The 12,877-nt window shown below is 51.7% G+C and carries 11 protein-coding genes; 9 read left to right on the forward strand and 2 right to left on the reverse strand.

Annotated features, from left to right (window positions below):
- Positions 1-151: 151 nt before the first annotated feature.
- Entirely contained in the window at positions 152-1,207 is a 1,056-nt protein-coding gene (locus ACS5NO_RS09265) for a zinc-binding metallopeptidase family protein (protein WP_439414878.1), read from the forward strand.
- Between the two features lie 88 nt (positions 1,208-1,295).
- Here ACS5NO_RS09265 and ACS5NO_RS09270 read toward each other — a convergent pair whose 3' ends face one another.
- Complete coding sequence (locus ACS5NO_RS09270) at positions 1,296-3,122, reverse strand: ABC transporter ATP-binding protein (protein ID WP_439414879.1); 1,827 nt, start codon at positions 3,120-3,122, stop codon at positions 1,296-1,298.
- A 127-nt stretch (positions 3,123-3,249) separates the two neighbouring features.
- Between ACS5NO_RS09270 and ACS5NO_RS09275 the strand changes: the two genes are divergently transcribed.
- The 6 genes from ACS5NO_RS09275 to ACS5NO_RS09300 all read left to right on the forward strand — a co-directional run bounded on the left by ACS5NO_RS09275 (position 3,250) and on the right by ACS5NO_RS09300 (position 8,682).
- The gene (locus ACS5NO_RS09275; protein ID WP_114405403.1) at positions 3,250-3,588 is read left to right on the forward strand and encodes a PadR family transcriptional regulator; all 339 of its coding nucleotides are present in this window, start codon (positions 3,250-3,252) and stop codon (positions 3,586-3,588) included.
- Position 3,589: 1 nt separating this feature from the next.
- Positions 3,590-4,231, forward strand: coding sequence for a hypothetical protein (locus tag ACS5NO_RS09280; RefSeq protein ID WP_439414880.1), 642 nt, complete (start codon positions 3,590-3,592; stop codon positions 4,229-4,231).
- A gap of 2 nt (positions 4,232-4,233) precedes the next feature.
- Positions 4,234-4,899 (forward strand): hypothetical protein, encoded by a 666-nt coding sequence (locus ACS5NO_RS09285; protein WP_439414881.1) that lies wholly within the window; start codon positions 4,234-4,236, stop codon positions 4,897-4,899.
- A 111-nt stretch (positions 4,900-5,010) separates the two neighbouring features.
- A complete protein-coding gene (locus ACS5NO_RS09290) occupies positions 5,011-5,889 on the forward strand; it encodes a PE-PGRS family protein (protein WP_439414882.1) in 879 nt (292 codons plus the stop codon).
- Positions 5,890-5,942: 53 nt separating this feature from the next.
- Positions 5,943-7,421 carry a 1-hydroxycarotenoid 3,4-desaturase CrtD gene (crtD, locus tag ACS5NO_RS09295; RefSeq protein WP_439414883.1) on the forward strand — a complete coding sequence of 493 codons (1,479 nt, stop codon included), beginning with the start codon at positions 5,943-5,945 and terminating at the stop codon, positions 7,419-7,421.
- A 79-nt stretch (positions 7,422-7,500) separates the two neighbouring features.
- Positions 7,501-8,682: a cation:proton antiporter gene (locus ACS5NO_RS09300; protein ID WP_439414884.1), complete on the forward strand. Its 1,182-nt coding sequence runs from the start codon at positions 7,501-7,503 to the stop codon at positions 8,680-8,682.
- Here ACS5NO_RS09300 and ACS5NO_RS09305 read toward each other — a convergent pair.
- Positions 8,679-9,017 carry a hypothetical protein gene (locus ACS5NO_RS09305; protein ID WP_439414885.1) on the reverse strand — a complete coding sequence of 113 codons (339 nt, stop codon included), beginning with the start codon at positions 9,015-9,017 and terminating at the stop codon, positions 8,679-8,681. The two genes, ACS5NO_RS09300 and ACS5NO_RS09305, sit on opposite strands and share 4 nt — an antisense overlap.
- Before the next feature lie 239 nt (positions 9,018-9,256).
- Here ACS5NO_RS09305 and ACS5NO_RS09310 point away from each other — a divergent pair, with 239 nt between their 5' ends.
- Positions 9,257-10,690 carry a M16 family metallopeptidase gene (locus ACS5NO_RS09310; protein WP_439414886.1) on the forward strand — a complete coding sequence of 478 codons (1,434 nt, stop codon included), beginning with the start codon at positions 9,257-9,259 and terminating at the stop codon, positions 10,688-10,690.
- Between the two features lie 49 nt (positions 10,691-10,739).
- Positions 10,740-12,824 (forward strand): M16 family metallopeptidase, encoded by a 2,085-nt coding sequence (locus tag ACS5NO_RS09315; RefSeq protein ID WP_439414887.1) that lies wholly within the window; start codon positions 10,740-10,742, stop codon positions 12,822-12,824.
- Positions 12,825-12,877 lie beyond the last annotated feature (53 nt).

The raw sequence follows: 12,877 nt of genomic DNA on the forward strand, positions 1-12,877 counted from the left end.
TAATAGAATTTTTAATTTTTTGCATTATTACACCAAATAATAAGGACGTTTATCGAACCATTTTTCCGCAAAGACGTTAAAGAGAAAGTAATTTAGAGTAGGTTAGGGTTTAGAAGATGGGGAGTTTTGAGATTCCTGAGTCTGTTATCGTATGAAACTTTTTAAATGTACACACTGCGGAGAACCGATTTATTTTGAAAACAGTCGATGTACAAAGTGTGAATATCCGCTTGGCTTTGTCGCCGGGCAACTGGAGCTGCTGCCGTTGGAGGCAGCAGGCACCGATACATTCCGGATTTATAACCAGGGCGAAACCCTTTACCGCTATTGTGCCAACCACCAGTACGGCGTTTGCAACTGGTTGGTGGAAGATGGACAATCGCGCTATTGTGAAGCCTGCACGCTGAACCGGACCATTCCAAACTTGAGTAAACCGGAATATCTGCAACGCTGGAAAGTGATCGAAACCGCCAAGCACCGGCTGATTTATTCGCTCCGGCGCATGAAACTTCCCGTGATTGGCCGGTCGGCTGATCCGGAACGGGGGCTCTCCTTCGATTTTCTGGCCGACGGAACCCAGAAACGCATCCGAACGGGACACATGCGGGGCCTGATTACCATTAACATCGTGGAAGCCGATGACATTGAACGGGAGATGACCCGCCAGAAAATGGACGAACCGTACCGCACGGTTTTGGGCCATTTCCGGCACGAAATCGGGCATTATTACTGGGACCGCCTGATCCGAAACACCGACCGGATCGATCAGTTCCGGGAGCTGTTTGGCGATGAGCGGGAGCTATACAAAGATGCTTTGCGGAATCATTACCAGCAGGGTCCTCCGGCGGGCTGGAATCTGAACTACATCAGCGCCTACGCCAGCGCCCACCCTTGGGAAGACTGGGCCGAAACCTGGGCGCATTACCTGCACATTCTGGATACGCTCGAAACCGCTTATGCCTTTGGGCTAAGCGTTCAATTCCAGCCGGTTATGGACTCGATGAGTATGGCGCAGGAAGAGAAAATCGATCCCTATGATCCAGAAGATTTCAAGACGCTGATGGATCTTTGGGGGCCGCTGTCGTTTGCCATGAACAATCTGAACCGCAGCATGGGTCATCAGGATCTTTATCCGTTTATCATCCCGCCGGGTGTTTTGGAAAAGCTGAGTTTTATCCATCAGATTTGTTACCAGGCCCGCCAGTAAGATGACCCCCAACCCCCTAAAGGCCGGGCGGCCGGTGCCGGGCTTTCTCACGCCAAAGTCCCCTTTAGGGGGTTGGAGGTAGAAAACCCTACACCGTGAGTCGCCGGTAGAATCCTTCTTCCAGTTCCAGCAAATCCTGGTGCGTGCCGCGCTCGACAATCTCCCCGTTCTGCACCACCAGAATCTCATCTGCGTGCTGAATCGTGCTGAGCCGGTGGGCAATCACGAGCGTCGTGCGGTTGGCCATCAGGCGCGTGAGGGCCTCCTGAACCAGTTTCTCCGATTCGGTATCCAGGGCCGAGGTCGCTTCATCCAGAATCAGAATTGGCGGATTTTTCAAAACCGCCCGGGCAATGCTGATGCGCTGCCGCTGTCCGCCCGACAACCGCCCACCCCGGTCGCCGATAACGGTTTGGTAACCATCAGGTTGGGCCAGGATGAAGTCGTGGGCATTGGCAATTTCGGCCGCCCGCATCACGTCGGTTTCCGTGGCCTCGCTGCCGAACGCAATGTTGTTAAAAATAGTATCGTTGAACAAAATGCTCTCCTGAGTCACAATTCCCATCAGGTTGCGGAGGGAATGCATCGTACAATCGCGCAGGTCCACGCCGTCGATCAGAATCCGCCCGGCAGTGGGGTCGTAGAAACGCGGAATGAGGTCGGCGATGGTCGATTTTCCGCCCCCCGACGACCCGACGAGGGCAATGGTTTTGCCTTTTTCCAACGTAAAGCTAATTCCCTTCAAAACCGGCCGGTCGGGCTGGTAGGCAAAGGACACGTTCTGGACTTCGATGTTCTGTCGAAAACCGGGGAGCGTAACTGCGTTGGGTTTGTCCTGAATAAGCGGCACGGTATCAATCAGTTCCAGCACCCGTTCGCCCGACGCAATCCCGCGTTGCGAACCACTGAAAGCATTGGAAATCTCCTTGGCCGGGCGCGTTACCTGCGAAAAAATCAGAATGAACGTGATAAAATCCGAAGCCGACAATTCCGACTGCTGGGTCAGAATCAGCGAACCGCCGTAGAGCAGAATGATGGCGACAACCAGAATGCCCATAAATTCGGAGAACGGCGACGCCAGCTCGCGCCGGTTGGCCAGCGAGCGGACGGCCCGGCGGTAACCATCGTTTTCGGTTTGAAATTTCTCGGTCACGAAGCCCTCGGCGTTGAACCCTTTCACGACGCGCATCCCGCCGAAGGTTTCATCGAGCAGACTCAGAATACCGCTCAACCGCTGTTGTCCGGCCTGGGCGTCCTGCTTCATTCGCCGGACGAGCATGGCGATAAAACCGCCCGAAACCGGGATGACCAGCAGCGCAAAAAACGTCAGATTGGCTGAAATGTTGAACAGGGCGATGATGTAGGCGATGAGCAGAAAAAGCTCTTTGGAAGCCGCCGAGAGGCTGTTGGCGATGGAATTTTCGACTTCCTGAACGTCGGTGATGGTGCGGGCGATGAGGTTACCCTTGCGTTCATTGGAGAAGAAACCCAAGTGCAACTGAATGGCTTTGGTAAAAACCGTCTCGCGCAGCCGCGCCACCATCCGGGCTTTGAAGCTCTCCAATTGCCGGACCGACAAATACTTGAATAAATTGTTGAGCAAGACCGTTGTCACCACAATGCCGCAGACGAACTGCAAGGCCCCGAGTTTGCCGTATTGCCGGAAAAAAAGCGCGAAATAATACTGGAAAACCTCGGTCGGCGAGGTTTCGAACGACAGCCTCGGAGCGGGTTGGCTCAGCAGGGCCTGCAACTTGGCCGGGTCAACTTTATCGAAAAGAACATCCAGCAACGGAATCAGCAGCGTAAAGTTCAGCACACCAAATACACTGGCCAACATGGAGGTTAGCAAAAAGGGCGTCAGAAAACGACCCAGCGGTCTGGCGTACGAAAGTAAGCGAAAATAGGTTTTCATTGCCTGCAAAGATACAGTCTGAACCAGTATTCCGATGCTTATTCCGATGAACGATGATTATTCTCTGACGAAGCACCGTATACATAAGATTTGTAGGTATGTCGAAATTTTTTGTATACTTGCCGTTATGAACAGCAATCAGCAGTTACTTAAAGGCAGTTTGTCCGTCATAATCCTGAAACTACTCGAAGAACAGGAGCGCATGTACGGCTATGAAATTACGCAGAAGGTGAAAGCGTTGACGGCGGGGCAAATGGCGATTACGGAGGGGGCTCTTTACCCGGCTCTGCACAAACTCGAAGCCGAGGGCTTGCTGACGACCGAAACGCAGGTGGTGGAAGGGCGCGCGCGGAAATACTATTCTCTGACGAAAGACGGCCACACCGAAGCCGTCAGCCGGATTTCGGAACTGGGTATCATGCTGGAGAACCTGCAACGGCTTTTGACCTTAAAACCGGCAATTTGATATGGCACTGACACCCGACCAACTCACCGCGATCGATCGCCACCTGCGCAAAGAAAACTGGCTCCTCAACGAAGACCTGGTTGCCGAACTGACCGATCACTACGCCAACGGCATTGCTGAGCAACTGGCCAACGGTGTTCCTTTTGAACTGGCCCTGATCGACATTCACAAAGGATTTGGAGGGCGGAAGGGGTTGTTGAAGATGGAGGAGGAGTACCTGGCAGAAATGTTTCGTGCACCGGCTCTGGCGTTCAGGAAACGCTTAAAAACATATACACGTTGGCCAAAGATTGTAGTACCCGCAGCAATCATTGGTCTCTTATTTCAGATCAGAGGAAATCCCCTGATAGTAAACAATATGATCATTTCATTTTGTATTTTCTATACGGTTCGAGCCGTTGTCACGTTTTATTTTCTTTTTCGATTAAATGGATGGGGAAAAACAAGTCAGCATCCTGTTATGAAAAGAATAATAAGAATTCTTGGTTTTCAAAGTGCGAATATTTTGCTTTTTGATGCTATCAATTCCGCTAGTGTTGAATTTCAATGCCTTCTATTAGGTATCTGGGTGATGGAGTTGATCTGTACGATAGATAGTCTCCTTTCAGATCAGCATTTTCGCAAACTATTTCATATCGGCTGACCATGCTAACCCTACACCACCTCACCCTTCTTCGTCAGGATCTTCGCACCCTGGCTCATATCGAGTACGAAGAGGTCGAAAACGAGCTTCTGGATCACTATGCGACACTGACGGAGCAGAAAATAGAGGCAGGGCAATTCTTCGAGTATGCCAGTGCGAATGCCTGGGCAGAGTTGGGGGCCGGACCCGGTTTACAGCAGATTCAGGAAGAATTCGTCAAAAATATCAATAAACAGGTTTCAAATCGGCATAGGGAGATTGTGTTGAGTTATTTCCGCTGGCCGACTTTGGTAGGCACCTTATTGTTGTGTGGTTTAGTGTATCAACTGGCTGATATACTTTCAACCAAAAGTATTTATTTATTGATGCAAGGTCTGTTCCTTATGTCAGGATTGATTTTACTGTATGCTGTCATAAGAAAGCAAAACCGCTATGTCGATTCGCGTAAATTGGTATGGCAGTACATAGGTAGCCGTGCCAATTTATCAATGGGTTTTCTACATCTTACGAATATGGTGAATGCCCTATTGGATGAAGATTCAAAACCATTCTTACTGGTTAAATCATATCCCGAGTTGGTAATGGGATTGATATGTATTCTCCTGATTTATTCGGTCACTTTTCTCCAACTCTACCGCGAAAATTTTAGCTACAAAACCGCTCACTAGCCTAACCCCAGACTTGAGTGCGCCGACACGCTTACTCAAAATTCTTGGGGTTCTACAACTATATGCCTCCGATTTCGCGTTATTTGTAGCATACAACCTTGTAAAAAACGCATGTACCTTCGTTATCTGGCCGTCAGCCTGCTTTTGACCCTTTGCTCCTGCGGGATTATTTCGCCCAACTCGTCCAGTTCCGACCGGTTTTCGACCAGTCCGGAGAAATTTGCCGTTCAGCCGGGGTTGGTCGACGAAGCATCCGGGATGGTTGCCAGCCGCACGATGGATGGGCGGTTGTGGGTGCAGGAAGACAGCGGCAATCCCGCCGAAATCAACCTCATGACCACCGATGGCAAGGTGGAAAAGCAGTTTCCGATACCGGGTGCCTCCAACCGTGACTGGGAAGACCTGGCCATCGGACCGGGGCCGCAGGACGGCGTTTCGTACCTCTACCTGGCCGACATCGGCGATAATCTCAAGCAAAACGACCTCAATTACATCTACCGGTTTCCGGAACCGAAAAATGCCGAAGAATCCGTAAACGGCGTCGAACGGATCAGCTTTCGGTATGCCGACGGTGCCCGCGATGCCGAAGCCATCCTGCTCGACCCCCAAACCCGCGATCTCTGGATTGTAAGTAAAGCCGAAGAAAAAGTACGCATCTACCGGCTGCCATATCCCCAAAGCACGAGCGTTGAGATGCGGGCGGACTATTACGGCGAACTACCCCTGACGTTGATTACGGGCGGCAGCGTTTCGGCGGACGGCAACGAAATCGCGTTGATCTCCTACCTGGGTGCGTACCACTGGCGTCGGAAAAGCGGGCAGTCGCTGGCGGATGCGATGCAAAAAAACAGCTTTAAAACCCTGGCGACTGACCCGCTCGGCATACAGAGCGAAACCATCTGTTTCGATAAAAACAGCAATGGCTACTACACCCTACCCGAAAAAGGAAGTCAGGCGTCGGTAACCTTAAACTACTACAAACGGTTATAGGACGTTAAAGCAGGGGAGACTCCCCGGTTCGAAACGCTTAAAAACCCATCGTCTTGTCTAAAACCGCTGCCATCGTTGGAGCCGGCATTGCCGGCATTGCCGCTGCCATTCGGCTGGCCGTCAAAGGCTACCGCGTCGATGTGTTCGAAGCCAATGCGTATCCCGGCGGTAAATTATCCGGTTTTACGCTCGACGGTTTTCGGTTCGATGCCGGGCCGTCGCTCTTCACCATGCCGCAGTTGGTCGAAGACCTGTTCCGGCTGGCGGGCAGAAATCCTGACGACTATTTTAAGTACAGTCGGCTGGATGAGACCTGCCGGTATTTCTGGGATGACCACACGCACCTGACCGCCTGGGCCGATCGCGACGGTTTTGCCCGCGAAGTGGCGACCCAACTGGGCGAACCCGCCGATCACCTGCTGGCGCATCTGGCCGACAGTGCCGCCAAGTACCACATCACCGAAAAACTGTTTTTGCACCGCTCGCTCCATAAGCTATCGACCTGGTTCAACCGCGACGCGCTGTACGGCTACCTGAATTTGCCGAAGCTGGAGGTGTTCAAAACCATGAACCGGGCCAACGAACAGCGGTTTCAGAATCCGAAACTGGTGCAGCTTTTCAACCGCTATGCGACCTACAACGGCTCCAATCCGTATCAGACGCCTGCTACGATGAACATCATTCCGCACCTGGAATACAACATCGGGGCATTTTTTCCGAAAGAAGGCATGATTGGCATCACCAACAGCCTGGTTCGGTTGGCGGAAGAACTGGGCGTACGGTTTCACTTCAGCACGCGGGTGACGGAATTGGTGACGGAAGGGGAACGGATTGTGGGCGTCAGAACCGGGAATGGAGACAATGCACGAAGCGAACCGAAACCTTACGATGTCGTGATTTCCAATATGGATGTCGTCAGCACATTCCGGCGGTTGTTGCCGAACGCCCGGCAGCCGGAGCGGATTTTACGTCAGCCGAAATCCAGTTCCGGATTGATTTTTTACTGGGGAATCAAGCGGGAATTTCCGGAACTGGGCCTGCACAACATCTTTTTCAGTTCTGATTACCGCGCCGAATTCGACCACATTTTCAATCAGAAAACGCTGTCGGACGATCCGACGGTTTACCTCAACATCACCTCCAAACACAAACCGGACGATGCGCCACCGGGTTGCGAAAACTGGTTTATTCTGATCAATGCACCGAATAATACGGGGCAGGATTGGGACGCTTTGATTGCCAGAACCCGGCGGAATGTCATTCGGAAACTGAGCCGGAACCTCGGTGTCGACATTGCACCCCTGATTGCCTGCGAAGCCCTTTTAGATCCCATCCAGATCGAAAACCGCACCTCAAGCTCGCAGGGTGCGTTATACGGCAACAGTTCCAACAACCGGTTTGCGGCTTTTTTGCGCCACGCCAACTTCTCGCACCAGTTCCGGAATCTGTATTTTGTCGGTGGCAGTGTGCATCCGGGGGGCGGCATTCCGCTCTGTTTGCTGTCGGCTAAAATTGCAACGGATTTGCTATAAGTTGTCTGGTAATTTCTCGGGCTATCCGCTGAAAGGCTGAAAACCGTATATTGCAAGCTTTGCACTGAAACTCGACGGCATGGATACCTCGTACCTGATTATCATTTTCAGTTTATCGGTTCTCCTTTCGTACGTGTTCGACCTGCTCAGCAGCCGTTACAAAACGCCGTCGGTGATTTTGCTGCTGGCGTCGGGCATGTTGATGCGGCAGGTGACGAATTATTTTGCGTTTCAACTGCCATATGTCGACACCATTTTGCCGACTTTGGGAACCCTGGGGCTGATTTTGATCGTATTGGAAGGCGCATTGGAGTTGGAACTGACGGGAGAGAAACTGGGAATGATTCGTCGGGCGTTCTGGGCGTCGCTGTCGTCCATTCTGGTCACGTCGCTGCTCATGGCCTCGCTATTTTACGTGCTGATGGAAGCGTCGTTTTTCAAGTGTCTGGTGGCGGCCACGCCGTTTGCCGTCATCAGTAGTGCTGTGGCCGTTCCGGGCAGCAACAACCTGAACCCAACGAGCCGGGAGTTTGTCGTCTACGAATCGTCGCTGTCCGACATTCTGGGCGTTATGATTTTTAACTTTCTGGTTTACAACGCTTCCGGCGGCATTCTGTCGATTGTGTCGTTTGCCAAAGACACCATCATCATGGTGATCATCTCGCTGATCTGTTGCTTTTTCCTGCTGTATTTGATCAGTAAAATTAGCCACCGGATCAAATTCCTGCCGATCATTTCCGTTCTTTTTCTCGTCTACGCCGTCAGCCGGATTTACCAGCTTTCCCCGCTTTTGCTGATTCTGGTTTTCGGGTTATTCCTGAACAACACCGAACTGTTCATCCGGGGTCGGCTCGACCGAATCTTTAAAAATGAGCTGTTCGAAAAAGAACTGGACCAGTTCAAAAACCTGACGGCCGAAGGAGCCTTCATTGTCCGGACATTTTTCTTCCTGCTGTTCGGTTATGCCTCCGATTTCTACACCCTGATCGAACCTGACGCCCTGATTGTTAGCTTTTTACTCCTCTTGATTCTCTACTCCGTTCGGACGGGTGTGTTGCGGTTGTCGTTGCCGGGCAGCATCAATCCGGTGGTTTTTATTGCCCCGCGCGGGCTGATTACGGTTCTGTTGTACCTCAGTATTCCGGATAATCTCAAACTGGTGGGTTTCCGCGACGGTATTCTGATGGCCGTGGTGTTGCTGACGGCGCTGGTGATGATGGTGGGCGTCATCAGTTACCAGGATGACACCCCTGTGGACTAAACGGTCCCGCCCGGCGGTTTGTCGGTACGATACGCCAGAAAACCGTACCACTTTCGTGTTTTCCAGTACGTCAGATTGTGCTCATTGTCAAAGGCTTCTCGCTCAAAGCTGATGTTACGGTACGCATCGTAATGATGGGTGTATTGCCAGCGCCGAATCAGGTATTCCAGCAAATACCAGACGTAGAAGGGGAGGATGCCCAGTTCCAATTGCTGGCGGAGGTGAATGCGTTCGTGGTGGAGCAAGACCGCATCCGGACGTTTCGTCCGTACCAATACGAACGGAAATAGTGCCATGCCACTGACCCACAAAAACGGTACGCGAACGATAATCATAAAGCAATTTTAAAAAGAAAACAGAAGGCCTTTCCTGACGTCCCATTCGTTGTCTGCTAATGGGTAAGGTAAGTCGTTCAGGTAACAAAATAAAACCGCTCACCATTCCTTTTCAGCCTTTTGACAAACTTTACACCCCGGTTATTTCCGATCTGTTTCCCTCCGAAAAAAACATTGTATATTTGAGAAAGACCGGGTTGCCGGCGTTGTCATAACCTACATTTTAGTGTTCTTACTCTATGAAAAAAACCGTGCTTTACGTTGCGTTAAGCCAGTGCCTGCTCTGGTCGGCGGTGGCGCAAACGCCTAAGAAATCGACCCCAAACCGGCCTGCTCCCAAACCGGCCGCCACGGTTTCGACCGCTCCGAAAAGCCCATCGACCGAGTCGGCGGCACGCATCAAATTTACTGAATACGACTTGCCGAACGGCTTGCATGTCATTCTGCATCAGGACAATACAACGCCCTTGGTGGCCGTCACGATGATGTACCACGTCGGCTCGAAAAACGAGCAGCCGGGTCGTTCAGGATTTGCGCACTTTTTCGAACACCTGATGTTTGAAGGTTCTGATAACATCAAGCGCGGGGAATATATGAAGATCGTAAAGGGGGCCGGAGGACAGTTGAACGCCAACACCTCTACCGACCGGACGTTCTATTACGAAATCCTGCCTTCTAACAAACTGGAACTGGGCCTATACATGGAATCGGAGCGGCTTTTGCACGCTAAAGTCGACGAAAAAGGGGTTGAAACCCAGCGCGAAGTGGTGAAGGAAGAACGGCGGCAGCGGTATGAAAACCAGCCGTACGGCACGTTCTTTCCGCAGGTTTTGAGCCATGCGTTCAAAGTACACCCGTATAAATGGGCGCCCATTGGCTCGATGGAAGACCTGAATGCGGCCAAAATCGATGAATTCCGGGATTTCTACAAGGAGTTTTACATCCCCGGTAATGCCATTCTGTCCATCGCCGGGGACATCAATCCCGAGGATACAAAAAAACTGATTGAGAAATATTTTGCCGAAATTCCGAAAGGAACGAAAACGCCGTATCGCCCGACTGTAAAAGAGCCGGTTCAAAAAGCGGAGGTGCGCGACATCGTGTACGATAACGTCTCGCTGCCGGGGGTATTCCAAGCGTATCACATGCCCGCTCAGGGTGATCCGGATTATTACGCCCTGGATGTCTTGCAGACCCTGCTTGCCGCCGGTGAAAGCTCCCGGATGAATAAGGAACTGGTTGATAAACAGCAGAAAGCGGTTCAAACTGGTGTGTTTCCCCTCTCCACTGAAGATCCCGGTTTGTTTATCTCCATCGGCATTGCCAACATGGGCGTCAAAGCCGAAGACTTGGAAGCCGGTATGAACGCCGAAATTGAGAAACTGAAGAAAACCCTGGTTACCGATGCCGAATTTCAGAAGGTGAAAAACCAGATTGAAACCAATTTCGTGAACCAGAACGCGGGTGTCGCCGGTATTGCCGAAAGCCTGGCCAACTACAAAATGTATCTGGGTGATGCCAACCTGATCAACACGGAACTGGAACGGTATAACAAAGTGACGAAGGAAGACCTGCGCCGGGTGGCTAACAAATACCTCACGAAAGAAAACCGCGTGGTGTTGTATTATCTGCCTAAGGCGATGGAGCCGAAAAAAGAGGGGAAGGGGGAATAAGCAAATAACGAATATCGAACACTGAATATCGAATTTTGAATATCGAATGATGAAAGCAAACTATATCCTGGCTTTGGGCTTGATGGCTCTTGGTCTGTCGGTTCAGGCGCAAACGCTTGACCGGTCAAAACTGCCCGCCGATGCGCCGGCACCGGTCATCAAAGTGGGCAAACCCGTGTCGTTTACGCTCGCTAACGGACTGAAAGTGTTCGTGGTACAAAATAATAAACTGCCGCGCGTCGGTTTCAGTCTGCTGTTCGACTACCTGCCCATCCGCGAAGGCGACAAGGCGGGGTACGTCAGCATTGCCAGTCAGTTGATCAAAACCGGAACCAAAACCCGGACAAAAGATCAGATTGACGAAGCGGTTGATTTCATCGGCGGTAGCCTGAACACCTCGCCAACCGGCGTTTATGCGATGTCGCTGAAAAAGCACACGCCCAAAATGCTGGAAGTGATGTCGGATGTGGTGCTGAATCCGAAGTTTACGCAGGAAGAGCTGGATAAGCTGAAAAAACAGACCAAATCGGGGCTGGCGTCGCAGAAAGACAATCCGGCGGCCATTGCCACGCGGGTGAGCAGCATGCTGGTTTACGGCAAAGACCACCCGTACGGTGAGCCGGATTCGGAAGAAACCGTTGACCGGATTACACTTGAAGATTGCCGCAAATTCTACGAAACCTATTACCGGCCCAACATCGGTTATCTGGCCGTGGTAGGCGACATTACGCCGGAAGAAGCACGTCCGATGGTGGAGAAGTACTTTGGCAAATGGCAGCCGGGCGAGGTTCCGAAACCGAGTTATGAAACGCCAAAACCGCCCGCCAAAACGACCATTGCGCTCATCGACCGGCCGAGTTCGGTGCAGTCGGTGGTCTACATCACGCATCCGGTTTTGTTGAAACCGTATACGCCCGAGTCGATTCAGGCCAGCCTGACCAACGATATCCTGGGCGGTGGCGGTGGCAACGCCCGTTTGTATAACAACCTGCGCGAAAAACACGGCTATACCTACGGCGCGTATTCGTCGTTGACGAGCGACCGGCTGGTGGGCCGCTTCCGGGCCAACGCCAACGTGCGGAATGCGGTGACCGACAGCGCCGTAGCGGAATTTATGACGGAACTGAAAGCGATCCGGAGTTCGAAGCCGACGGCTGAAGAACTGAAAAGTACGAAAAATACGTTTGCCGGCAATTTCATTTTTACGCTGGAAGACCCCGAGACGATTGCCAATTTTGCGATCAATACCGCCCGGTATAATTTGCCGGAAGACTTTTTCGCCAATTACCTGAAAAACGTCGATGCCGTCACGGAAGATCAGGTTGAAGCGTCAGCCGCCAAGCTGATCGATCCGGAACACGCCTATGTGGTAGTGGTGGGAAAAGCTTCCGAAGTGGCCGATAAACTGAAACGGTTTGGCGACGTTGTTTACTACGATGTCAACGGCATGAAAGTGGACGCACCGGCTCCCGGCAAACTGACGACCACGCCGGTGGGTGTGACGGCGGATCAAGTGATCGATAAGTACATAACCGCGATCGGCGGGAAAGACGCCATTGCGAAAATCAAGGATGTCACCCAAAAGCTGACGACCGAGATTCAGGGCACGAAAATAGACATTGAAAGCAAGCAGAAAGGGTTGAACAAGTTCTCGCTGGCCGTAACGGCCCAGGGTCAGGTGGTGCAGAAAGTGACTTCCGACGGCACGAAAGTGAAAATGGAAGGCGGTGGGCAGTCGAAAAACGTGACGGACGAAGAAGCCAAGATGGAAATTCTGAAGAATGCCTCTTTTGCTGAATTGCTGTATCCGACGCTGGGAGCCAAAACGACGCTCGTCGGCACGGAAAAAGTGAATGGAAAAGACGCCTTCAAAATTGACGTGACGCTGGGCAAAAAGACCATTTCGGAGTTTTATGATACCGAAACCGGCCTGAAAGTGCAGCACACGGCCATTGAGCAGACTCCGCAGGGTGAAATGGCCATCAATACCGGCCTGAGCAATTACAAAGAAGTAAATGGTGTAAAGTTCCCGCACACCCTGACCCAGAATCTGGGCCCAATGACGATGAAAATGGAAACCCAGTCGCTGGTGGTGAACACCGGGCTGGATGACAAGGAGTTTGCGGTGCAGTAAGCACGGTTTATGGTTTTCGGTATACGGTTTACGGTGGCTGGCGCGTGCTTTTT

The organism is Larkinella fluvii (genome assembly GCF_051857545.1).
In the GTDB taxonomy this organism is placed as follows: domain Bacteria; phylum Bacteroidota; class Bacteroidia; order Cytophagales; family Spirosomataceae; genus Larkinella.

Coding starts and splice junctions, on each gene's coding strand:
- ACS5NO_RS09265 (WP_439414878.1), top strand. CDS start 152: ATGAAACTTTTTAAATGTACACACTGCGGAGAACCGATTTATTTTGAA.
- ACS5NO_RS09270 (WP_439414879.1), bottom strand. CDS start 3,122: ATGAAAACCTATTTTCGCTTACTTTCGTACGCCAGACCGCTGGGTCGT.
- ACS5NO_RS09290 (WP_439414882.1), top strand. CDS start 5,011: ATGTACCTTCGTTATCTGGCCGTCAGCCTGCTTTTGACCCTTTGCTCC.
- ACS5NO_RS09280 (WP_439414880.1), top strand. CDS start 3,590: ATGGCACTGACACCCGACCAACTCACCGCGATCGATCGCCACCTGCGC.
- ACS5NO_RS09300 (WP_439414884.1), top strand. CDS start 7,501: ATGGATACCTCGTACCTGATTATCATTTTCAGTTTATCGGTTCTCCTT.
- ACS5NO_RS09315 (WP_439414887.1), top strand. CDS start 10,740: ATGAAAGCAAACTATATCCTGGCTTTGGGCTTGATGGCTCTTGGTCTG.
- ACS5NO_RS09310 (WP_439414886.1), top strand. CDS start 9,257: ATGAAAAAAACCGTGCTTTACGTTGCGTTAAGCCAGTGCCTGCTCTGG.
- ACS5NO_RS09275 (WP_114405403.1), top strand. CDS start 3,250: ATGAACAGCAATCAGCAGTTACTTAAAGGCAGTTTGTCCGTCATAATC.
- ACS5NO_RS09305 (WP_439414885.1), bottom strand. CDS start 9,017: ATGATTATCGTTCGCGTACCGTTTTTGTGGGTCAGTGGCATGGCACTA.
- ACS5NO_RS09285 (WP_439414881.1), top strand. CDS start 4,234: ATGCTAACCCTACACCACCTCACCCTTCTTCGTCAGGATCTTCGCACC.